At 51.3% G+C, this 21,032-nt stretch carries 22 protein-coding genes; 9 read left to right on the forward strand and 13 right to left on the reverse strand.

Translation table 11 applies throughout. The features are described 5' to 3' along the window. Nucleotides 1–40: 40 nt before the first annotated feature. The 6 genes from ACKFKH_RS23310 to ACKFKH_RS23335 all read left to right on the forward strand — a co-directional run bounded on the left by ACKFKH_RS23310 (nt 41) and on the right by ACKFKH_RS23335 (nt 4,811). Nucleotides 41–1,078, forward strand: coding sequence for a hypothetical protein (locus ACKFKH_RS23310; RefSeq protein WP_446860752.1), 1,038 nt, complete (start codon nt 41–43; stop codon nt 1,076–1,078). Further along, the gene (locus ACKFKH_RS23315; protein WP_446860753.1) at nt 1,078–1,464 is read left to right on the forward strand and encodes a hypothetical protein; all 387 of its coding nucleotides are present in this window, start codon (nt 1,078–1,080) and stop codon (nt 1,462–1,464) included. Before ACKFKH_RS23310 ends, ACKFKH_RS23315 begins: the two co-directional genes overlap by 1 nt. Further along, nucleotides 1,436–1,903 carry a hypothetical protein gene (locus ACKFKH_RS23320; RefSeq protein WP_446860754.1) on the forward strand — a complete coding sequence of 156 codons (468 nt, stop codon included), beginning with the start codon at nt 1,436–1,438 and terminating at the stop codon, nt 1,901–1,903. Before ACKFKH_RS23315 ends, ACKFKH_RS23320 begins: the two co-directional genes overlap by 29 nt. 97 nt (nt 1,904–2,000) lie before the next feature. Beyond that, on the forward strand, nt 2,001–2,924 hold the full coding sequence (locus tag ACKFKH_RS23325) for a hypothetical protein (RefSeq protein WP_446860755.1): 924 nt from the start codon (nt 2,001–2,003) through the stop codon (nt 2,922–2,924). Between the two features lie 10 nt (nt 2,925–2,934). Next, nucleotides 2,935–3,123 (forward strand): hypothetical protein, encoded by a 189-nt coding sequence (locus ACKFKH_RS23330; RefSeq protein WP_446860756.1) that lies wholly within the window; start codon nt 2,935–2,937, stop codon nt 3,121–3,123. A 203-nt stretch (nt 3,124–3,326) separates the two neighbouring features. Beyond that, complete coding sequence (locus tag ACKFKH_RS23335; protein WP_446860757.1) at nt 3,327–4,811, forward strand: hypothetical protein; 1,485 nt, start codon at nt 3,327–3,329, stop codon at nt 4,809–4,811. Nucleotides 4,812–5,020: 209 nt separating this feature from the next. On the opposite strand, the gene psb29 is transcribed toward ACKFKH_RS23335, so the two are convergent. From psb29 to ACKFKH_RS23395, 12 genes are all read right to left on the reverse strand, one after another. Further along, nucleotides 5,021–5,743, reverse strand: a complete 723-nt coding sequence (gene psb29, locus ACKFKH_RS23340; RefSeq protein WP_446860758.1) for a photosystem II biogenesis protein Psp29 — start codon at nt 5,741–5,743, stop codon at nt 5,021–5,023. A 138-nt stretch (nt 5,744–5,881) separates the two neighbouring features. Next, complete coding sequence (locus ACKFKH_RS23345; RefSeq protein ID WP_446860759.1) at nt 5,882–6,334, reverse strand: nitrate reductase associated protein; 453 nt, start codon at nt 6,332–6,334, stop codon at nt 5,882–5,884. Nucleotides 6,335–6,552: 218 nt separating this feature from the next. Continuing rightward, nucleotides 6,553–7,053 (reverse strand): phosphate-starvation-inducible PsiE family protein, encoded by a 501-nt coding sequence (locus ACKFKH_RS23350; RefSeq protein WP_446860760.1) that lies wholly within the window; start codon nt 7,051–7,053, stop codon nt 6,553–6,555. Between the two features lie 108 nt (nt 7,054–7,161). Then, the gene (locus ACKFKH_RS23355) at nt 7,162–9,390 is read right to left on the reverse strand and encodes a molybdopterin oxidoreductase family protein (protein WP_446860761.1); all 2,229 of its coding nucleotides are present in this window, start codon (nt 9,388–9,390) and stop codon (nt 7,162–7,164) included. A gap of 327 nt (nt 9,391–9,717) precedes the next feature. Further along, a complete protein-coding gene (locus tag ACKFKH_RS23360; RefSeq protein WP_446860762.1) occupies nt 9,718–10,053 on the reverse strand; it encodes a DUF1830 domain-containing protein in 336 nt (111 codons plus the stop codon). Nucleotides 10,054–10,163: 110 nt separating this feature from the next. After that, nucleotides 10,164–10,721, reverse strand: a complete 558-nt coding sequence (locus ACKFKH_RS23365; RefSeq protein WP_446860763.1) for an FHA domain-containing protein — start codon at nt 10,719–10,721, stop codon at nt 10,164–10,166. Between the two features lie 75 nt (nt 10,722–10,796). Next, nucleotides 10,797–11,633 (reverse strand): nitrate ABC transporter ATP-binding protein, encoded by an 837-nt coding sequence (locus ACKFKH_RS23370; protein WP_446860764.1) that lies wholly within the window; start codon nt 11,631–11,633, stop codon nt 10,797–10,799. Between the two features lie 242 nt (nt 11,634–11,875). Then, on the reverse strand, nt 11,876–13,888 hold the full coding sequence (locus ACKFKH_RS23375) for a nitrate ABC transporter ATP-binding protein (RefSeq protein WP_446860765.1): 2,013 nt from the start codon (nt 13,886–13,888) through the stop codon (nt 11,876–11,878). Between the two features lie 229 nt (nt 13,889–14,117). Then, entirely contained in the window at nt 14,118–14,945 is an 828-nt protein-coding gene (gene ntrB / locus ACKFKH_RS23380) for a nitrate ABC transporter permease (RefSeq protein ID WP_446860766.1), read from the reverse strand. Then, a complete protein-coding gene (locus tag ACKFKH_RS23385; RefSeq protein ID WP_446860767.1) occupies nt 14,935–15,231 on the reverse strand; it encodes a hypothetical protein in 297 nt (98 codons plus the stop codon). Before ACKFKH_RS23385 ends, ntrB begins: the two co-directional genes overlap by 11 nt. Nucleotides 15,232–15,297: 66 nt before the next feature. Continuing rightward, on the reverse strand, nt 15,298–16,632 hold the full coding sequence (locus tag ACKFKH_RS23390; protein ID WP_446860768.1) for a CmpA/NrtA family ABC transporter substrate-binding protein: 1,335 nt from the start codon (nt 16,630–16,632) through the stop codon (nt 15,298–15,300). A 182-nt stretch (nt 16,633–16,814) separates the two neighbouring features. Next, nucleotides 16,815–18,356: a ferredoxin--nitrite reductase gene (locus ACKFKH_RS23395; RefSeq protein ID WP_446860769.1), complete on the reverse strand. Its 1,542-nt coding sequence runs from the start codon at nt 18,354–18,356 to the stop codon at nt 16,815–16,817. A 423-nt stretch (nt 18,357–18,779) separates the two neighbouring features. Between ACKFKH_RS23395 and ACKFKH_RS23400 the strand changes: the two genes are divergently transcribed. Both ACKFKH_RS23400 and ACKFKH_RS23405 read left to right on the forward strand, forming a co-directional pair. Then, entirely contained in the window at nt 18,780–19,220 is a 441-nt protein-coding gene (locus ACKFKH_RS23400) for a QcrA and Rieske domain-containing protein (protein WP_446860770.1), read from the forward strand. Nucleotides 19,221–19,347: 127 nt separating this feature from the next. Beyond that, nucleotides 19,348–19,584 (forward strand): hypothetical protein, encoded by a 237-nt coding sequence (locus ACKFKH_RS23405; RefSeq protein WP_446860771.1) that lies wholly within the window; start codon nt 19,348–19,350, stop codon nt 19,582–19,584. 163 nt (nt 19,585–19,747) lie between these two features. Here the strand turns inward: ACKFKH_RS23405 and ACKFKH_RS23410 are convergent, their stop codons facing one another. Beyond that, nucleotides 19,748–20,095, reverse strand: coding sequence for a hypothetical protein (locus tag ACKFKH_RS23410; protein WP_446860772.1), 348 nt, complete (start codon nt 20,093–20,095; stop codon nt 19,748–19,750). Between the two features lie 216 nt (nt 20,096–20,311). Here ACKFKH_RS23410 and ACKFKH_RS23415 point away from each other — a divergent pair, with 216 nt between their 5' ends. Beyond that, a complete protein-coding gene (locus ACKFKH_RS23415; protein ID WP_446860773.1) occupies nt 20,312–21,028 on the forward strand; it encodes a rhomboid family intramembrane serine protease in 717 nt (238 codons plus the stop codon). The last annotated feature ends 4 nt before the right edge of the window (nt 21,029–21,032 follow it).

Consider the following 21,032-nt stretch of genomic DNA (forward strand, 5'->3'; position numbering starts at 1 on the left):
TACGCTAACAGTGAAGTCCGCCAGCCCCCAGGAGACGATGATGAGAGAACTGAAAACCGAAAGCCAGTCCAATCGGACGACACAGACGCAGCCTGGTTTGAAGAAATCGACTCCTCGGACTGTGGAGGATTGTATCGAGCAGCATGAAACGATCGAACTTCAATCAGCCCTCAATTCAGAAATCGACCCCTCTGCCGAAGAAACGCCCGCCAAACGAGGACGCAAACCCCCCGCAAAACAAACCGCAGGTAAGGCCAAGCGATCGACCACCCCAAAAGCCAAACAGATCACCTCGACTCAAGTCAAACTCACCTGGGAGGCTCCCGAATCTTCAGAGCGAACGCCCTTTGGTATTGCAGTGCGCTTTCAGCAATTAGAGCACGAGTTGACTCAACTTAAAAGTCAAGCAAACCAGATTAACCAGCAGTCGGTCGAGATTCAAACTGAGATGGAGGCACTGCGGACAATTGCCCAGCAAAGCGCCTTATCCCCTGTTCCAGAAACCCCTCAGCCGCGCAAACCTTCTGGGCCGTCTATGCCTTCATTCATGCAGTCTCCGGCTCGACCTGCCCGATCGACCGCTTCCCCAGACCAAGCTTCCCTAGAGCAGACCACCCCGCCGCCTGTCGAATCTCTTCCATCTGTCAGCCCAGGCGCTTCCTCAGATCGATTGCGAGCAACCCGCCAGGAGTTTCCCCGGACAGTTCCTCAAAAGCCAATGGCCGCCGCCACGCGAGCAACCCTCAAAAGCTTGAAAAACCCTGCCCCGCCTTCTCGTCGCCGTCGATCGCTGCGCCATTCTCTAAACCGTTTTGCGCCCTCACTGGGATTGCCCAAACCACCGATCGCGCGTCTTTTGGATGCGCTGCTCTGGACGCTGGCAGCCGCCGGGTTGCGGATTGGACTGAGCTTTTTGGTGGAAATCATTCCCGTTTTGGCAATGCCGATCGGGGCGCTGATGTTTGTCCCGGCGATCGTGGCGGCTTATTTAGCCTTTTTTGTACCGCGATCGAGTCCTGTCTTGCTTTACCGTCTGCTGCTCGTCACGCTTGGTTTATTTATTGGAGGAAAGCTATAATGCCCCGTCAGAGTCGCAGATTTAACCTCAAACAGCTTCTAGCCGGAGGAGCCGCACTGCTGGCAATAGGACTGTTTTTTGACTTGGGCAGCTTGCCTTCTTTTGGAAGCAAAAAATTAGTTGAGGCTTGTCAAGAGACGGTGCAATCTCAAGCAAAGCTGTCGAGACAACAGTTGGCCAGGCTGTTAACGGTGCCCGAAGGCGAAAGTCGAAGCAAAATTCGTGAGATTGCCAAAGAGCCTTACTGTAAGTTGTCGAGCTTGCAAATCAGGGCGGGAGCCACCGCAGACCGAGAAGCTTACCCACTGGCGTTTGACCCACAGACTCAGCTTGTCGTGCTTTATGAAGGGGATCAGTATGCGGGATATCGGTTTTTGGTGCGTTAGGGCGGCGTTGCTGCTCAGTCCAGTTCTCACGCTGTTGGGAGGATGTGGTGCCCCACAATCGAATGAGCCGCCGATCGACGTAACCCTCTACCAAAAATGGGAACTGCAACCTGGAGACACGATCGCTACCTATAAAGTTACGGGCGGATTGGGGGATATCTCGATCGACCTCAACCACAATCGCGTATACGCCCCATTCGATGGCAGAGCGCAAATCGATAAGCGAGGCTGCGTGATTTTCTCAACGCCCAACGTTCCTGCTTATTTGTTTCGCCTCTGTGGAATCAGCTCGCCCAAACTGGGGTTGCTGCGTCAGGGGGAGGCGATCGGCAATGGCGACATTCTGCAATTTGCGGCTTTGAGAAAACAGCCCGATGGCAAATGGGCGATCGTCGAACCTGCTAAAGACATTTTAAAACGGACGCTGGAGGCCCGGTGAGCAGGGGGCTTTGACCTGAGAACTTGGACATTACTTGAACATTAGACGTTGGACATTAGACGTTGGACTTTAGATCTGAGACAGAATAGAGAACGCCATGAAGCATATTCTTTTGGTTGCGCTGAGTGCGATCGCAGTAGTCATGCCTGCTGCCAAAATCGCCAAAGCGGGTGGAACCTTGGATTTTTCTCAAGCGACGGCCCGTAGAGAAGTGATGGAGCCAAGTCGAGAACAGTCCTCGTCGGGGATACTCGATTTTGCCTTGCCTGCTGGGTCTCGTCCAGAAAAAAGTCAGCCTGCCACGATCGCCGCTGCCCGCCCCAAAGAAGCTGATTTGGAGGCGATCGCTGCCACCGATCTGTTTGAGGGTGGTTCCGATTCGCTCGTGGCCAAGGCGGTTGGTAGTGCAGAAGGAACCCGCACCCCAGACGGCGGTCGAACTCGCGCCTATTACGGCCACGTCGATCCTGGCAATGGCCGCTGGAATCAAGGCAGTTTTTCTTATCAGCATGGAGCCAACTCACCCGAAGCGGCCGATTACCAACAGTTGCGTCGGTTGCAGTCTCAGGCTGACTTAATTCGTCAAAAGGCGGGCACCAATCGACTAATGCTCTCTCTCGAAGCAGAACTCAACGGCATCGATTTGGCCAATCAGGCTCCTCTAGCGGCCTTGGACAACGGCGGCTACGTGGATCGGCTCAAACAAGCCTACGATCGCGGCTTCACAGGCTCAGATGCGGTTTTGCAGGCGAGAGTTTACTCGTTTATCAACCCCAGAACCAATCAGTGGGATGCGCCTGGTTTGGGCAACACCGAAGCCAGCATTACCCACGATCAAGGGCGCAGATTAGACGCGATCGCTCAGGCACTCTCCGCCCACCGACTTGCAGAAAAGCAGGCTAAACCGGACACGATCGCCGCCAAAAATTTCTCAAAAAAAGAAGCTAAAAAGTCGGGATCTGGTTCAAATTCCGTTGAGATTAGCAAAGCGCTGGTGGGTCATTCTTCTACCTCAAATTAACGTGAATTCGATGAAATCCCTCGCTGTGGCGATCACTCCAGGCAGCCCCCTAAATCCCCCAAGTTTGGGGGACTTTGAGCAAGAAATCCTGTCCGAAAGTCCCCCAGATTTGGGGGGTTGGGGGGCAGAGGCGTTAAATACCGAAGCGAAAAAACTCTATCGAATTCACGTCAAATTAAACGCGACTCTTTTGGCATGATCTGATAGGGTAAAGGACGGAAATCTTTTGTAAATGGGCACCTTCGATGTAGGGGATTTGCCGGATTTGCGATCGACTTCTCTGAAGGGTGCTTGAGTTCAACAACGTGTCCTGATCCGAAACCTGTGAGGAGGTTTTAGCCATCTATGCGATTTTTGCAACCCTTAACAAAAAAGGGGCAACGCCGTTTGACTTCGTGCCTGATGAGTGCGATCGTTGCCACAGGTTTGGTCGCTCAGGGTCGGTGGGCAAGTCCTGCTCAGGCTGGGTATTTGCCTTATTGTCAGCAGACAGCCGAGGGCATCGCCAAAAAAGAAACCGCCCGCCGTGCTGCGCTCAAAGGTGACAAAGGCGCTCAAAAGCGGTACAAATCTCTCCTGGCGGATCAAGCCGAGCAGCTTCGCAAATGTCGCACTCAAAACTGGCTCAAAAACCAGGCCCTCTGGATTCGCCTTTACCCTTGTGATATTCAGCCCGGTGTGCTCGAAGAAGTGCTAGATCGGATTGTCGATCGCGGCTACAACGAGATTTATGTCGAGTCATTTTACAACGGTCAGGTGCTCCTCCCGGCGGCAGACAATCCCACGAGTTGGGGTTCGGTGGTGAGAACGTCAGGCGCAGAAAAAGTCGATTTGCTAGCAGACGCGATTCGTAAGGGACGCGAACGCGGGTTAAAAGTTTACTCGTGGCTGTTTAGCATGAATTTTGGCTATCCCTACGCGGTGCGACCTGATAAGCAGAGCACGATCGCCAAAAATGGTAACGGATTGACCAGTCTCAACGCCAATACGATCGCTGGACTCAGCACTGATCTGGGACTGTTTAACCCCAATGAGGCGTTTATCGACCCCTACAGTCTGCAAGCCAAGCAGGATTATTATCAAATGGTGCAGGCGATCGCTCAACGCCGTCCTGATGGCGTGCTATTTGACTACATTCGCTATCCACGCGGTCGGGGAAGTGCGTCGGTTGCCAGTAGAGTTCAAGATTTGTGGATTTACGGCGACTCTTCTCAGCAAGCCATTTTGCAACGGGCTTTGAATAATAAGGGGCGAGAGTTAATCAAGCGCTATCTGACGCGAGGCAGCATTTCGCCAGGTGATGTGGCCGCTGTCGATCAACTCTTTCCGGGTGAAATCGATCCTCCACTGTGGCAGGGGCGCACTCCGGCTCCCAACGAAAATCAGGCTTCTCTCGGTCAGCGTCACGCCTTGTTGTCGATCGAGCTTTGGCGGTTTAGTGTGGCCCACGCAATGCAGGGAGTCGTCGATTTTCTCAACGTGGCGAATGCACCTGTGCAAAAGGCCGGACTTCCCGCAGGAGCCGTTTTCTTTCCGGAGGGCAATCAGACGGCTGGGGGACGAGGCTTTGACTCTCGATTGCAGCCGTGGGATCGCTTTCCTGCCTCTCTAGAGTGGCATCCCATGTCCTATGGGGTCTGCGGAAACGCGGGTTGTATTGTCAGTCAGATTCAGCGAGTTCTCAGTCAGGCTCCCGCAGGAACGCAGGTAAAACCTGTTTTGGCAGGCATTTGGCAGCAGTCTGTGAGCAACCGTCCGCCGCTAGAAGTCCAAATGGAAGCGATTCGTCAAAGATCTCCGCAGATTAAGTCGATCAGTCACTTCGCCTACTCGTGGCAAGAACCGCAGTCTGATCGCGATCGTAAATCCTGCCGGATGCGAAAGTGACATTGTTGATCCCTGTGGACTCTAATCCGTGCAGCCTCTCGATCCCGATTTTGAATCGCTTGTCTTAAAGTCCCCCAGAATTGGCAGCTTGGGGGGCAGAGGCTCTGAGCAACAAAGCGAAAAAACTTCACGAAATGGACGTAGACTCCAAGAAGGCTCAACAAAAAAGGGCGGACAATCCACCCCAAAACGATCGAATAGCTTGAAGATTATGAGCTTGAGGTGGCTTCGTCCTTGGGCGTTTCTGAAGAGGCGGCTTCGCTGGCGGCAATCTTTGCTTGGGCACGTTCTTCTCGCTTTTTGCGATCGGCTTTGATCAAGTCTTCCATCACCAGTTGAGCCTGGGCCATTTTTTCCAGGTTGCTCTGATAAAGCTCCAGGTCTTTTTGTACCTTGTCTTCGGGCAAATTTAGCGTTGAGCAAACCTGTTTGAGGGCGGCAATCCGACTGGTTTCGTCTTTGAGCAGAGCGGGATCAGCGGTGCCAACCAGCGTAAGAACGCCGATCGCAAACAGCCGACTATATTTGAACTTGGGATTGTGAGCGATCGCCTGAATGTTTTCGCGCAAATAGGTGTCAGGAACGTCAGCCGACGTGGACAGCAACTGATCCCAGGAATGGTTAGCCGCTAGAGACAGCAAATGCTCAGAATCTTGGCGAAACTTTTGGGGATCGTAGCCCAACGCCTGACAGATGGCATTAAAGATCGGCTCTTTGTCTTGTTCGGGACGGTAGCCCTGCATAAAGCGATCGAAGGACGTAACCACACCCAATGCGTAGAGCGGGTCGTAGCGGAAGTCCACATTGACGGAGAGCAGGTGCATTTCGACCATCAACTCTTCGACGACTCGACGGTAGATGGAGTTTACCGGACGAGTGTGAGTGTTGTAGAAGGCACGCTTGGTATCGGATACGGTGCGGACGTTGTTCACTGGATCAGCCTTGTGGGTTACATTGATCTATTCTCTCGCTTGATTGAACGTTTGCCAAGTTTTCTTAAATCAGGGGATCGCCAAAGAAGGGTTGTCTTCGCTTCTCACTCAACTAAACTTCTCACTCAACTAAACTTCTCACTCAACTAAATGGAATTCTTTGAACGCGGGGAGAAAGTTACGATTTTCGTGGCTCGATCGGCTGAGTTTGATCAAGGCGAATCTTTGGAGTGGCGTTAGAGAAGCCCATTGATCAGGAGTGAGAGAAAGGTTGAGCGATCGCGCTTGACTCAGAACACTTTTAGGAAGATCGGGCGCAAGCCACTCTGGATGGGGATCGATCGCCAGGTTGGTAGCAGTTTCACCTGTTCGCTCCAAAATTAGAGTGTGAAGGCGCGATCGATACTCAGCAATTTCAGCACTGGTTTTACAGGGAGAATCTACTAGAAGTTGGCGATCGTGGGAATTAAATTTACTCCACTGAGCCAGTTTTAGCTTAACTCCACAAGTATCTAGCTTTAACCGAACCTGCATCGGAACGCAGCGCAGAGAGTCTACAAAATCAGCTTCAAACTGAAAGAAATCACCCATTTTTATATCCTTTTTACAAACATTTTGTGGCTGTACTTCACCGTCTGTTTGATCAAGTTTTTCCCCCGGTTGCGAATCTCAGAGAGCCAGCTAAATTTCTCATGACTAAGGGATTTTGAGCGGCAAAACTTCTCACAAAGTTCTCAGAATTGGGAGGTTGAGGCAGAAGCGATCGACAACACAGCGAGGGGACTCATTAAGTTCATTAATTAAATTCATTAGTTAGGATGTTTAGAATTAACTCGCCGAATCACCCAATAGCTGATCGACAGTGAGAGAATCGCAACGCCCAACCCAATGATGTCTACACCTGTCGTTTTGCTCAAGTCTAAAATGATAATTTTACGCGCAACTGCAATCAGAGAAGTCACAATCACTAGCTCAACTTGAATGACATGCTTTTTGAGGTAAGCCGTAATATTTTCAAGAATTTCTAACGCAATCAAGACATTGAGAAACAGCCCAAATATCTTAAATAAAATCTCACTAAATCGAGCCGAATTCGGGGAAAAGATTTCGCTGGCTAATTCTTGAAAAAGGAAAATCCCTAAGTCATAAACGGCAACGATCGTCACCAACACCATCAAGATCGACAGCACTTTTGAGATTAGACTTTCAATCTCTTCTACCAGATGGAGAAATTTTTCATCTTCTCCAAAACTCATCAAACGCTTCAAGATTCGTCCAAGTCGTCGCATCACACCTGACCAACACTGCACAGATGAGGTGAGGATACTCGCCAACGGGGACAGGTATCAACCGATTCGTACCTTTCGCAACATGACGCTTTTTAGCTTAAAACATTCGGAGAACTCTATTGATCGAAACTAGCTGCGAACTGGGAGAGGGGTCGCGATCGCTTCAGCAGAATTACCCCGCACACCAGCAGCATCATTTTCGGCGATCGGGGAGCTCAGTCGAACAGGCACAATCTGTACAGCGCAGGCTTTTAGTTCTGGTTGCCTTGAGTCAGGACAGGATGCGGGATGCGTCAGAGCGTTGGCTTCGGCATGGTCTGCCCACAAAGCGCCCCAATGCATCGGCACAAAAACAGTTCCGGGAGCGATCGCTTTGGTCACTCGCACTGGAAACTGGGCAAATCCTCGGCGCGATCGCACTTCGACTAATTCTCCATCCTCTACCGCCAATCTCTCGGCATCGCGAGGATGAATCTCAATAAAGGGGTGAGGGTGCATTTGCTGAAGTTTGGCAACTCGTCCGGTGCGGCTTTGGGTGTGCCAGTGACCATACAATCTGCCCGTCGTTAACACAAAGGGATAGGTGGGATCGGCAGGTTCTGCCAGACCTTTTGAATGATAGGGAACAAATTGAGCGCGGCGATCGGGTGTGTGAAACTGGTGATCGGTGTAGAGACGATCCGATCGATGGCCGTCTGAAACTTGGGCGGGGCAGGGCCATTGGAGCGGGCCATCTTGAGCAAGGCGATCGTGGCTCATCCCAGACTGATCGCAGGGGCGGCCTTGAGTGAGTCGAGCAAATTCGGCATAGACTTCGGCGGCGTGATTAAAGGCAAACGTAGTCCCAAACCCCAGACGACGACCAACTTCGGCAAAAATTACCCAATCGGGGCGGGCTTCTCCAGGCGGCGTTCTAAACTGGGTGCAAAGGGTGACTCGCCGTTCAGAATTGGTCATCGTGCCGGGGGCTTCGCTCCATTGGGCGGCAGGCAGTAAGACGTGGGCAAACTCCGTCATCTCAGTCGGCGAGTAGCAGTCCTGATAAACCGTGAAGGGCGATCGCTTCAAAGCCGCTTTCGTTCGCTCTAGGTCAGGCATACTGACGGCGGGATTGGTCGCAGCCACCCACAACAATCCGACTTCTCCAGTTTCGAGTCCGGTAATCATGTCCCAAGCGGTGCGGCCGGGTGTGGGAGCAATGCTGCCGGGAGGAAGGTGCCAAAACCGTTCGACTTCGGCGCGGTGTCGGGGGTTGGCGACTGATCGATACCCTGGCAACAGCCCACATAATCCGCCAGCTTCTCGGCCGCCCATCGCGTTGGGTTGGCCAGTGAGTGAGAATGGGCCGGCTCCCGGTTTGCCGATTTGTCCTGTCATCAGATGTAGATTGACGATCGAGCAGACTTTTGCCGTTCCTTCTGAAGATTGGTTGACTCCCATCGACCACATGGATAGGACTTGCTTTGAGTTGCCCCAATACCGAGCGGCGGTTTCTAAGTCTTTGACCGAGATTTCGCAGCGATCGGCGACCCATTCTGGCGTGTAGGTGTGCAGTAGATCTGAGAACTGGTCAAATCCGTTGGTGTGTTGCTCAATAAACTCGTGGTCTAGCTGATTCCACTTCAACAGCAGATGAGCGATGCCGTTCAACAGATCGATGTCGGTGCCTGGTTTGATGGCTAAATGCAGGTCAGCGACTTCGGCAGTTTGGGTGCGACGCGGATCGACGACGATTAGCTTGACGTGAGAATTTTTTTTGTGGTGCTTTTTGAGGCGATTGAACACGATCGGGTGACATTCGGCTGTATTTGTCCCGATCAAAAAGGCACAATCGGTCAGATCGATATCTTCATAGCAGCAGGGCGGGCCGTCGGCTCCCAGGGTGCGAATGTAGCCTGACACAGCAGAAGACATGCAGAGCCGCGAATTAGCGTCAAAGTTATTGGTGCCCAGACAGCCCTTAAATAGTTTTTGAGCAACGTAGTAATCTTCGGTCTGAAACTGCCCAGACCCATACATACACAGCCCATCCACGCCCTGAGTGTCACGCACGGTTTGAATGCGGCTGACGATGCGATCGAGCGCTTCATCCCAACTGACTCGTCGAAATGGCTGATCCAACGACTCGCGCACCATCGGAAACAGCAAGCGATCTTTGTGGAGCGGCTCACTCACGGTCGCCCCCTTGACGCAAACCATCCCTTGGCTGGAGGGATGAGATCGATCGCCTCGCACTTGCCAAATGGGAGTCCCTTCACTATCCCGATGGGTCACTTTGCCGGGTTGTGCAGGAGGCAAGACTTCTAGCCCACAGCCAACACCGCAATAAGGACAAAGAGTCTTCGCGGGAGGGGTCATAGGAATGCTCAACAGGTGTTTTTAAGTGTGAAAATTCTAAGAAGCTCTGATTATAGGGCATTGCTTCAAGGAATCTGACATAGACGAAAGACACTGGACGCTGGACGTTAGACAAACTGAGTCCATTCGTTTCGTGCTTACATTCTTTTTAGTGTATCGTCTATGGTCAAATGTCTGAACTTCACTTTAAAAACAAATACATTCTGAGCAATGCGATTTGTGATGCTAATATGATTGCAATCATCTCACGGGTGCGTTGTGAGATCTATCCCCAGTGATGGTAATGCGATCGCTCTATTCAAAAATTCTTTTAAATCAGCGCTGTATTCATTCCTCTGTCAAACTCGTCTCCTCGGCGCGATAAGTCATGTTTTGCTGACCGTTCTCTGCTGCGTTGCGATTAACCTGTAGCCGAAAGCAAGAAATTCGTTCGGTGGGTGTTGAGTTGGTGGTTGTCTGAGTGGTTGTCTGAGTGTAAATCTCCAGCATTGCTTCTGGGATTGCTTCAAACAATAATCGCTGTTTTGGAAAAATCAACCGCTCAAACCGAAAGCCAGGGATGTTCTTGATCTGAGCAATCTGAAGCCGATTGGTCACATTGACGTAGTAACAAAGGATGCGCTCAGTTAGTCCGTCAGGCAGCGAGGCAGAGGTGAGTACCATGAGTTTTGGATGTCGCGTGTTTAACGTGTCAACGTAATCGGACAAGGGAGGCACACGGGAATGGAGGAGGGAGAACTTTGTTCCGCTTTGCGAGGAGGGATGAAGAGGGACTAGTTGGTTTCGGGGATTGGGGGGAATTGGGTGTCTTCGATCGCCATTGCAACGCCTTCTAGGCTGGAGACAAAGAAATGAATGGTGAAGCCGTTGATGTCGATCAGGTCGCCGTGGTGGATGGGGTGTTTGTCCAGAATGGGGAGGCGACGACGGTTGACGAGGGTGCCATTTCTGCTGCCCAAATCGACCAGATAAAAGCCTCGACCAGGATGATAGCCGATCGCAAAGTGACAGCGAGAAATTGACGGTTGGGCCAGGGCGATCGCACAGTAAGAACTACGACCAACCAGCCAGCTTGTCGAAACTTCGGTGAGATAGACCTCGCGATTAGGGGACAAATTAGTAGCCAGAAAAGCAGTCCGACCTGTGCTGATTGCCTGAATATAACGACTGCCCTGGGCGTGATCGCGAGTTGCCAAAATGGGGTCGATGATCGTGGCAACTTGTTTGGGGTTGGGGCCGATTTCTGCAAATAGCGATCGAGAAACTGCGGGATACTGTTCTAAAAACCTCAGAGCGGGTTGATCGGAGGCAGCGGAATTGAGAGTCAACATAGCCGGAGCGTAGGGTAAAGAGAAGCTAGAAGGAAGCGTCTAAAACTTTGGCCTTTCAATCAAACCAAAGACCCACTAGGCATCGTCGTCGTGGGCATATCGGCTAAACAGGAAGTCAAGCGCCTCGTTGCGGAGGGTGTAGTAGTGCGGGTCTTCCATGATTTGGGCGCGATCGCGGGGACGGTCAAACGGGATGGTCATAATTTCGCCAATTTTGGCAGCAGGCCCGTTGGTCATCATCACAATGCGATCGGACAAAAATAGTGCTTCGTCGATGTCGTGGGTGATCATCAAAACGGTGACGCGGTTTTTACTCCAGATTTGCAGCAGTTCTTCTTGCAGTTCTTCTTTGGTGATGGCATCAAGTGCGCCAAACGGCTCGTCAAGAATCAGCACCTGGGGACAGATGGCCAGGGCGCGGGCGATCGAAACCCGTTGTTTCATGCCGCCTGAGAGTTGACCGGGCTTTTTGTGCATCGCTTCATCTAGTCCCACCATAGCCAGATGTTCGCGGGTGATCTCTAATTTGTCTTTTCTGGACTTGTCGGAATAAACCGAATCGACAGCCAAAAACACATTCTCAAAAGCCGTCTTCCAGGGCAAAAGGGCGTAGTTTTGAAAAACCACCATGCGATCGGGGCCGGGGCTGGTAATTCGTTGTCCCTGAAGGGTGACTTGTCCCGTGGTGGGCGTGTTGAAGCCAGAAATCATGTTGAGCAAGGTGGTTTTGCCACAGCCAGAGTGGCCGATGACGCAGACAAACTCGCCCTCGTTAACAGCCAGATTGACTCCATCCAAAACGGTGTAGGGGCCGCTGGGAGTCGGGTAAATTTTGGAAACGTTGTCTACAGATAAAAAGGGCATTTCTGCTTTGGTTTGTGGAGCCGAATCCAGCGTGTTCAAGGTTTGCATAGGTGAGGAGGGTAGGGGGTTGAGCGAGATAGCGTCGGATACACCGTGAATTGGGTTGCCGTGAATTTGAGCCAGGTTTCCTGCTTGGTTGGTTAGAAGCTCCTGCCCCCCAACTGCCAATTTGGGAGACTTTCAGGTAAGCGTTTCGGGTAGGGGGGGATTCAGGGACGCTCTAAAGTTGTCATGGGAGCAGAGTTTGTCGAATTCACGTCAGGCAGTTGACCGAAATTTTCCTCAGAGTCTCAGGCGGCCAGCGATACGGCGGGGTCGAGACTGATCTCTTTGATGGTGAATTCGCGACGAATTTTGAGACTGTTGAGATAAGCGAGTGGGTCATCGGGGTTAAAGATCACGCCGTCAAATAAGCCAAAGGAATCGCGATCGGGTTCGCTGTCGGGCAGTCCTAGCTGGCGGGCGGCTTCGCCATAGAGGTCAATCCGGCGGCTGCGTTCTGAAATCTCGATCCAGTTGCGCGGAAAGGGGGTGATGTTCCAGCGGGCTAGCTGAGTCATCGTCCAGATTGCTTCGGTGCGACGGGGGCAGTTGGCTTGATCGACGTTGAAGTAGAGGTATCGCAACATGGCTTCTGGCTCGGCACCCTGACTCCGCACGTAAGGATCAGTAAATCCAGGACGCATGTAGGCAGGAGACACGCCCACGTATTCGGGACGGCTGAGAATTTCGAGAATTTCTTCGCGGTTGCGTCGATCGCCACAGTATTCACAAGCGACCAGCAAGGCTTTGATTAGCGCAATGTGGGTTTCGGGATACTGCTGCGCCCAGTCTTCTCGCACGCCCAGCACTTTTTCGGGATGTCCTGACCAGATCTCTAAGTCGGTGGCAATCACAAATCCGTGGTCTTCTTGAATGGCGCGGTTGTTCCAGGGTTCACCGACGCAGAAGCCATCAATGTTTCCAGCGGCGAGGTTGGCGACCATTTGAGCCGGGGGAATCACTGCAAGGCTAACATCGCGATCGGGGTCAATGCCGCCGGCCGCCAACCAGTAGCGCATCATCAGATTGTGCATCGAAGCGGGATGCACCATTCCCAAGGTGTGAGTTTTGGTGGGGGACTGGTCGATCGCTTGCTTAAAGTCCTGAATCGATCGCACGCCCTGATTGTAAAGCTCTTTGCTGAGGGTGATGGAGTTGCCGTTGCGAGAAGTGACTAGCGCCGTTACGACGGGAATCGGAGTATTGCCTCCCACGCCCATTGTCATCGCCAAAGGCATTCCTGCAACCATTTGGGCCGCGTCTAAGCGTTTGGTGGCGACTCCTTCGGCGATCGCTTTCCAGTTGGGTTCGCGAGACAGATTGATGTCTTCTAAGCCAAATTCTTTAAAGAATCCTTTCTCTTTGGCAATGATCAGCGGCGCACAGTCGGTCAGCGGAATAAAGCCGATATCCAGGTTGACTTTTTCTAGACCGTTGCGGGCGATCGCCACTTTGGGAGCCTGCTTGGCCCTGCGTTTTTTGTCGCGTTTTTGCTGGTTGAGGAAGTAGATCACTTCGTTGCGTAAGCCGTAGTAACTGGGGTGGTTGACGACTTCCATCCGTTTGCGAGGGCGAGGAATCGGCACGTCGAGAATTTGTCCGATGTGGGCTTCGGGGCCGTTGGTCAACATGACGATGCGATCGGATAGCAGCAGCGCCTCATCGACATCGTGGGTCACCATCAGACAGGTCACCTGACTTTCTTCGCAGATCCGCATCAGTTGTTCTTGCAGATTGCCTCGTGTCAGCGCGTCTAATGCGCCAAACGGCTCGTCGAGCAGCAGCATCTTGGGACGAATTGAGAGGGCACGCGCGATCGCGACCCGTTGTTTCATGCCGCCAGACAGTTCTTTGGGCTTGCGGTGAGCGGCAGGCTTTAGCCCTACCATCTCGATGTTGTGTTCGACAATTTCTCGGCGTTCGGCGGGTGACAGCGTTTTGAGAACTTTGTCTACGGCGAGTTCGATGTTTTGTTGAACGGTGAGCCAGGGCAAGAGTGAGTAATTTTGAAAGACCATCATGCGATCGGGCCCTGGGCTGGTGACTTCTCGCCCTTCTAGCACCACACCGCCCACTGACGGGCTTTCTAGTCCAGCGACAATGCTCAACAGCGTAGACTTACCGCAGCCAGAGTGTCCGATTAGCGTGACAAACTCACCTTCGCGGATGTTTAGGTCAATATTCTTGAGTGCAACATAGGTGCCGCCATTGGACAGCGGAAACACCTTATCAACGTGGTCAATTCCGAGAAAAACAGACATGGCAGCAATGGGTGTAAGGGGTGGAGTGGCTTGCGACTAATTCCCTGACCTGATTGACGTGAGTTCGATGAGGTTGCTTTGCTTTGTTATTGAGCGCTTCTGCCTCCCAACCCCCCAATTCTGAGGAACTTAAGATAAGACTTCCGGTTCAAAGTCCCTCACGGGTGGGGGATATAGGGGGCTGCCTGAATTAACAACCGCAGCAAAGATTTGATCGCACTGACGTTGATTAGTTTTCGGAGACGATGCGAGAGCCGAGCCAACCGACGAGGCGATCGAGCGCTAGACCGACCAAGCCGACGTAGAGAACGGCGATGATAATTTGGCTCATGCTGTCTTCGTTGCCTGCGTTGTAAGCGTCCCAGATAAAGAAGCCGATGCCCCCTTCTGCTTTGAGCATTTCGGCAGCGACGATCGCCAGCCATGCCAGTCCGATGCCGATTCTCAAACCACCAAACACGTAAGGCACCGTTGAGGGCACCAGGATATTGAAGAAGTACTCTTTGCCTGACAGACGCAGAACTTTAGCCACGTTGTTGTAGTCTTGAGGAATTTGTTGAACGCCTACCGCAGTATTAATGACGATGGGCCAAATTGCGGTCACAAAAATTACAAACAGCGCCGCCGGGTTACTATCTTGAAAAATTCCTAACGACAACGGCAGCCAGGCCAACGGCGGAACCGTTCGCAGCACTTGAATCATCGGGTCAAGTCCACGTCGCATGAATTCGCTCGTGCCGATCAACACGCCCAGCGCAATCCCGACCACGGCCGCCAAACTGTAACCAATCATTACCCGTTGCAAACTAATCCAAATCTGCCAGCCGAGTCCTTTTGAGGTGCCCCCATCATCAAAAAACGGGTTGAGAATCCACAAAATCGTTTGAGTAACCACCTTAATCGGGCCAGGCATCTTGGATTCTGGACTCAGACACAGTAACTGCCACAGCACCAAAACCACCAGCGTACAAATAAACGGCGGCAGCAATTGTTTTAACTGCTTACTAACATTTTCAGAAAACTGTGAAGGCTGACGGAGAGAAGGATTAGCTGTCATGGTGAAGAAGTTCCTGAGAGCGAGTTGAGCAGAAGAAGAAAAATGAATCAGGGCTGAATGTTTGAGCGTCGGTGCTGATGTCTAGAGGTGCACCGTTGATACTCAGACCAGCAAGCGTGATGTCTAGAGGTGCATCGCTGATACTCAAACCAGCAAGCGTGATGTCTGGAGGTGCATCGTTGATACTCAGACCAGCAAGCGTGATGTCTGGAGGTGCATCGTTGATACTCAAACTAGCAAGCGTGATGTCTAGAGGTGCATCGTTGATGATTGAACCAGCAAGCACGAAGCGTTGAAGTTCATCGCTGACGTTTTGCCCATCACGCCTGATGGTTTAAGCTTTATTGCTGAACTAGGCTTTTTTGATCTTCAAACCGCTCAGATAAGCGCTGGTGTTGGCGGGATCAAACTTGACTCCATCAAAGAAGGTTTCAACGCCGCGAGAAGCATCGGTCGGAATGGCGGACGTTTGACCGATCGCTTTCGCCGCTTCTTTCCACAAATCTTCACGGTTGACCTTATCGACGAGTGCCTTCACATCGGTATCGGCTGCAAATCTGCCCCAGCGCATGTTCTCGGTGACAAACCAGGTGTCGTGGCTCTTATAGGGATAAGACGCATTCTCACGCCAAAATTTCATCATCAAGTCGCTATTTGCCAGCGTGCGACCGTTACCAAAGTCAAAGTTGCCCTTGGCTCGTTCCACGATGTCTTTTGCAGGAGCTTTCACATACTTATCAGCCGAGATGATTTCGCACATCTCTTGTTTGTTTTCGTCTTTGTCGCACCAGACCTGAGCTTCTTGAATCGCCATCAAAATTGCTTTGGCTGCTTTGGGATTTTTATCAACCCAGTCCGCCCGCATTGTGAAGGCTTTTTCGGGGTGTGCTTTCCACAGTTCGCCTGTCGTGACGGCGGTGTAGCCGAGCTTTTTGTTGACTAGACGACCGTTCCAGGGTTCACCCACACAGAAGGCATCCATTGTTTTGGTTTCCATGTTGGCTACCATTTGGGGCGGCGGTACGACGACGAGATCCACATCGTTTTCAGGATCGATGCCGCCTGCTGCCAACCAGTAGCGCATCCACAAGTCGTGAGTGCCCGCCGGGAAGGTAACAGCCGCCTTGAATTTCTTACCCGCCGCTTTTGCAGCTTCAACTTTGGCTTTCAACGGAGCGCTATCGGCAGCTAGTTTCAAATCTAAGTAATCGTTAGCAACGGAGATCCCCTGTCCATCAGTATTCAATCGCGCCAAAATGTACATCGGCAGCGGCGTATTGCCTTTGGTGATCTTGCCAGAAGCCATCATGTAGGGCATCGGAGTCAGAATGTGCGCCCCATCAATGCCGCCTCTGTCAGACCCTAGCTCAATGTTGTCGCGTGTCACAGCCCACGAGGTTTGTTTAGAAACGGTGACATCCGTCATGCCGTACTTCTTAAACAGTCCTTTCTCCAACGCAATCACGAGCGGCGCACAGTCCGTCAGCGCGATAAAGCCCAGTTTTGCAGTCGGCGTTTCTGGCGTTTCGACACTCCCCGAATTGACAGCAGGAATCGCACTGGGTGAACTGTCAGCACTCGCGGCCGTCTTGGTCTTATTCGGAGAACTACAGCCATTGACAAGAATCGTTCCGGCTGCGGCTGCACCTGCGGTGATGATAAATTTCCGTCTTGAGAGGTCACTCATGAATCGTCTTCCAAAATTAAGTTTGCTGGGAAAGGAAAGGAGGGATGAGGGATGAAAGGAATCTTCAGGTTTGAGTTCTAAGTTCTGAGTTCCGAGTTCCGAGTTCTGAGTTCCGAGTTCTGAGTTCTGAGTTCCGAATTCTAAAATGCTGAATCCTTTACCGCTCCCTCATCCCTCATCCCTCATCCCTCATCCCTTGTTTTTGCGCCAAACTGCTGCGTGAGAATCTCTTGCAGAATGGGCTTGAGATCTTCACAGGGAATGCCTTTACGAACACAGGTGCCCAGGTGAGCATCTTTGCCGACTTTGCCACCCATATAGAGATCGACTCCTTCGACGGTGCGCCCGTCTTTGCGGACTTTGGTGCCCATCAGACCGATATCAGCAACCTGGGGCTGACCACAGGAGTTAGGGCAACCTGTCCAATGGATTCTCACCGGGTGCGGGCACTCGATTTCGGCTTCCAGTTCTTTGATCATTGCCACGGCTCGATTTTTGGTTTCGATCAGGGCAAAGTTGCAAAACTGGGAGCCAGTGCAAGACACCAATGCACGAGAAAGGTTTTCTGGCTGAGTCGAAAATCGCTGAACGATCGCTTCCTCTAACAGTGCCGTCAGTCGCGAATCGGGCACATTGGGAATGATGATGTTTTGCTCAACGGTAAGGCGAATCTCTCCACTGCCATAGACTTCAGCTAGACGAGCAATGTCAAACATGTCTGGAGCAAACAACCGACCCACAGGAACGTGTAAGCCGACATAGTTGAGTCCGGGTTGCTTTTGGGCGTAGACTCCAATGTGATCGCGCTTGTCCCAGAGAATCTCGTCTTTGGCGGCGGCGGGTTGCAATATGTGGCCGATTTGAGTCTCAACTTGCGATCGAAACTTCTCAATCCCCCACTCGTCAATCAGCCACATCAAGCGAGATTTTTGACGATTGGCGCGCAGACCGTGATTGCGGTAGACAATCAAAATCGCTTCACACAAAGCCACCACATCACTCGGCGGCACCCAGACATTCATCGAAATCGCCGCCTCACACCGCTTGGCAGAGAAGAATCCTCCTACCAACACGTTGAAGCCAAGCTCATCACCCTGATAGGCAGGCACAAAGGCAATGTCGTTGATCTCCGCATGGACGGAGTTATCGCGGCACCCGGCGATCGCAATGTTGAATTTACGCGGCAGATTCGTAAACGCAGGATTGCCAACCCCGTTGCTCGTGATCATGTCCTGGACTTGTATCGCCAATTCACGAGTATCAATCAGTTCATCAGCATCAATGCCAGCGACAGGCGACCCGGTAATATTGCGGACATTATCCATCCCGGATTGCACGCTGGTCAGCCCTGACTGTTCAAACTTGTTGAAAATATCGGGCAAATCTTCGATCCGCACCCCTCTAAGCTGAATGTTTTGGCGGGTTGTAATGTCTCCATTGCCATCTTCGCCATAGCGCTGTACGATTTCAGCCAGCGTCCGCATCTGTCCACTGGTGAGAATTCCAGTCGGAAACCGCATTCTCATCATGAACTTGCCGGGAGTCACCGGGCGAAAAAACACCCCTAGCCATTTGAGTCGGTGGTCACGATCGGTCTCATCCATTGCTTCCCAGCCAACTTGAGCAAAATGCGTCAGGTCAGACTTGACTGCAAGACCATCTTTCTCGGCTTTTAACTTCTCGAACTTATTGAGGGTCGCGGCTGCTGAAATAGTGTCTGTCATGGAGGGTGCCTAGAAATAAAAAGTGTCCCAACCGAAACACGGGCAGACGATCGACGCACCTGAATAGAAGAACCTGCGGAAGGTCGGATGTGGGGTGCGAGAATCGGGGTTGCGATTGCTCTTGAAGGTTAAGTTAGGCGAGATTACAGAGGAAATTCGTATACGTAGTTACAAAATATTTCCATGTATGAATTTTCTGCATAACTGTAATGCGGAAGATGCATTTTTATTTTTTTGGATGCATTTCCCTCGTAGACTAGCGATGGCGCTGTCGATCGCTTTGGGTTATTGTGCACTCGTTCTAGTTCTGCTCCCGGCACATCAAGTAAACTGTCCGGTTTGTCTACAAGCAGAAGGGATTTAGGGAACAGCAGCTAGACTTGAACCCGATCGAAAACTTTATCGCTTTCTGGAGAACACATCATGGATCGTCGAACTTTTTTATCTTGGGTGAGTTTGGGCTGGGTGGCGAGTAGTTTGCCTGTGGCGATCGTGGCCTGTTCGTCTAATTCTCAAACCGAAGCAAAACCTGCGGCGAGTCCGGGAGCGGATGGCTTTGTGAAGGTGGGGGCGGCGACCGATCTGGATAAGTCTGGGCAGATTTTGAATGAGCAATTTGCGGCGGGCCCGTTGCTAGTCGTTCGCAATCCATCTGACCCCAAGGCAGTTGTGGCCGTCAATCCGACCTGTCCTCATCAGGGCTGTTTGGTGACCTGGAAGACAGAGCGTAAGTCGTTTGCTTGTCCCTGTCATGCGTCTCAATTTGCGGCGGATGGCAAAGTATTACAGGGGCCGGCTGTCAAGGGATTGGCAATGTATGAGGCCAAGGTTGAAGGAGATTCTATTTTGGTGAAGGGAAAATAGGAAGTTGAGTGGTTGTTTTGTAGGTCAACAAAAGCGCGTCTTCCACATTTGGTCTTCCACTTTTGGTAGATGAACGATCGCGCCTCTCAAACCATTCTTAAGGGATACCGATTTGGGAGATTTGACTATGACAACGACTACCGACAGCGCTCGTGCTCTTAGCAACCTCGAATACGATTTGCTTACGGTTCTTCAAAACAAAGCTGAAGCGGTCAAGGCATACGATACCTACATTCAAGATGCTCAAAGCATGAACTCTCAGCCCTGTGTTGAACTCTTTCAAAAATTGAAGGAAGAGGACATGCAAAAGGCTCAAGAAATTCGGCATCATCTGCAACAAGTCATGCAAAATGGCAAAATGTAAGCCAAGGGATCGGCTGATGAATGTGTTCTGAAAAACTGCATCTTTTAATTTTGCTCTGATTGACTGGACACAGCTTTTTGACCCCCAATTTCTATAGGAGACTGGGGGTTTTATGGTGTTTGAATCAGCTTTATTTAGGAGTCAAAGGCTGTTCAAACATCCTCTAAAGCTGTGACTTGCTGCAAACTCCCTCTGCTCTCCAAAGGTCACAGCTTTTATCTGTGTAGTTCTTATCAAAAAAGTTCAAAGCTTCGCCAGCAGACCTAAAGTACTCAACTTTAATAGGCGACTTGTTGGGATAGTCGGGCGATCGCCACACTTTCAAGGTGTATTTACTGTTGTTGTCATTTGCCCAGAGTTCAAATTCATAGCTGTGGGATCTTCCTGTTTGGCGATCGTAGTAACCCCCACTCCCATTGTTTGCGAGAAATTTGGCAGATGCAATTTGAGGCGTTGTAAACATCAATCCTAAAGCTAATATCGGCAATGCGACTTTTGCAAAACTCACCATAATTGACTGACCGATCCATCAAGTTTACCTCTCAGATATAGACAGGTTTTGCTACTTTCATCTCAGAGATTCTGCGTGGTTCTTCGTAAATTTATGAGCGATCGACTTCGCTTCACACGCAGGATCAAAATCCGTAGAATCTGTCTAGAGGGGAACAGACAAGCTCGATCGAAATACGTTATCTTTCAGCCAAATGATAGTTAGGGAAAAAGTCCAGTGTTTCCTCTTAGCGATGACAATCCAACGCGGATCACGCCATATGTCACTTATGGTTTGATTGCAGCAAACATACTTGTTTTTCTATACGAATTGAGCCTGACTCCTCAGCAGTTAGAATCTTTCTTCTACACCTGGGCGGTTGTTCCTCGGCAGTTGACGGCGAACTTTTCGGGGGCACCCATCGATGCGAGTGGGTTTCCAGAATGGGTGACGCTAATCACATCACAGTTTTTGCACGGCGGCTTTTTGCACATCATCGGCAATATGCTGTTTCTCTGGATTTTTGGCAACAACGTCGAAGATCAGTTAGGGCATGTCAAATATTTAATCTTTTACCTTGGCTGTGGCGTTTTGGCAGCGCTGTCACAGTGGTTTTTCTCATCAGGGTCGGCCGTGCCGTCATTAGGAGCCAGTGGGGCGATCGCTGGCGTAATGGGTGCCTACATTCTGCGCTTTCCCAAAGCCTCGATTCTCACACTGATTCCGCTAGGCTTCTTCTTCTGGACTTTTCGGATTCCAGCGGTCGCTTATTTAGGCATCTGGTTCTTTCAACAAGCATTGTATGGAATCGCCAGCCTGCAAGCAAAAACAAATATTGGTATGGAAAGCGGTGGAGTCGCCTACTGGGCCCACGCAGGCGGATTTGTGTTTGGGGCAATTTTGGGGCCGTTACTGGGACTGTTTTCTAACGATTCGAGGGCGCGATCGTACTAGGGAT

The sequence above is a fragment of the Phormidesmis sp. 146-20 genome, assembly GCF_052939475.1.

What these genes read in the sequence shown, in the direction of transcription:
- ACKFKH_RS23310 (WP_446860752.1), top strand. Translation starts at nt 41, where the DNA reads ATGAGAGAACTGAAAACCGAAAGCCAGTCCAATCGGACGACACAGACG.
- ACKFKH_RS23315 (WP_446860753.1), top strand. Translation starts at nt 1,078, where the DNA reads ATGCCCCGTCAGAGTCGCAGATTTAACCTCAAACAGCTTCTAGCCGGA.
- ACKFKH_RS23320 (WP_446860754.1), top strand. Translation starts at nt 1,436, where the DNA reads ATGCGGGATATCGGTTTTTGGTGCGTTAGGGCGGCGTTGCTGCTCAGT.
- ACKFKH_RS23325 (WP_446860755.1), top strand. Translation starts at nt 2,001, where the DNA reads ATGAAGCATATTCTTTTGGTTGCGCTGAGTGCGATCGCAGTAGTCATG.
- ACKFKH_RS23330 (WP_446860756.1), top strand. Translation starts at nt 2,935, where the DNA reads ATGAAATCCCTCGCTGTGGCGATCACTCCAGGCAGCCCCCTAAATCCC.
- ACKFKH_RS23335 (WP_446860757.1), top strand. Translation starts at nt 3,327, where the DNA reads ATGAGTGCGATCGTTGCCACAGGTTTGGTCGCTCAGGGTCGGTGGGCA.
- ACKFKH_RS23345 (WP_446860759.1), bottom strand. Translation starts at nt 6,334, where the DNA reads ATGGGTGATTTCTTTCAGTTTGAAGCTGATTTTGTAGACTCTCTGCGC.
- ACKFKH_RS23355 (WP_446860761.1), bottom strand. Translation starts at nt 9,390, where the DNA reads ATGACCCCTCCCGCGAAGACTCTTTGTCCTTATTGCGGTGTTGGCTGT.
- ACKFKH_RS23360 (WP_446860762.1), bottom strand. Translation starts at nt 10,053, where the DNA reads ATGGTACTCACCTCTGCCTCGCTGCCTGACGGACTAACTGAGCGCATC.
- ACKFKH_RS23365 (WP_446860763.1), bottom strand. Translation starts at nt 10,721, where the DNA reads ATGTTGACTCTCAATTCCGCTGCCTCCGATCAACCCGCTCTGAGGTTT.
- ACKFKH_RS23370 (WP_446860764.1), bottom strand. Translation starts at nt 11,633, where the DNA reads ATGCAAACCTTGAACACGCTGGATTCGGCTCCACAAACCAAAGCAGAA.
- ACKFKH_RS23375 (WP_446860765.1), bottom strand. Translation starts at nt 13,888, where the DNA reads ATGTCTGTTTTTCTCGGAATTGACCACGTTGATAAGGTGTTTCCGCTG.
- ntrB (WP_446860766.1), bottom strand. Translation starts at nt 14,945, where the DNA reads ATGACAGCTAATCCTTCTCTCCGTCAGCCTTCACAGTTTTCTGAAAAT.
- ACKFKH_RS23390 (WP_446860768.1), bottom strand. Translation starts at nt 16,632, where the DNA reads ATGAGTGACCTCTCAAGACGGAAATTTATCATCACCGCAGGTGCAGCC.
- ACKFKH_RS23395 (WP_446860769.1), bottom strand. Translation starts at nt 18,356, where the DNA reads ATGACAGACACTATTTCAGCAGCCGCGACCCTCAATAAGTTCGAGAAG.
- ACKFKH_RS23400 (WP_446860770.1), top strand. Translation starts at nt 18,780, where the DNA reads ATGGATCGTCGAACTTTTTTATCTTGGGTGAGTTTGGGCTGGGTGGCG.
- ACKFKH_RS23405 (WP_446860771.1), top strand. Translation starts at nt 19,348, where the DNA reads ATGACAACGACTACCGACAGCGCTCGTGCTCTTAGCAACCTCGAATAC.
- ACKFKH_RS23410 (WP_446860772.1), bottom strand. Translation starts at nt 20,095, where the DNA reads ATGGTGAGTTTTGCAAAAGTCGCATTGCCGATATTAGCTTTAGGATTG.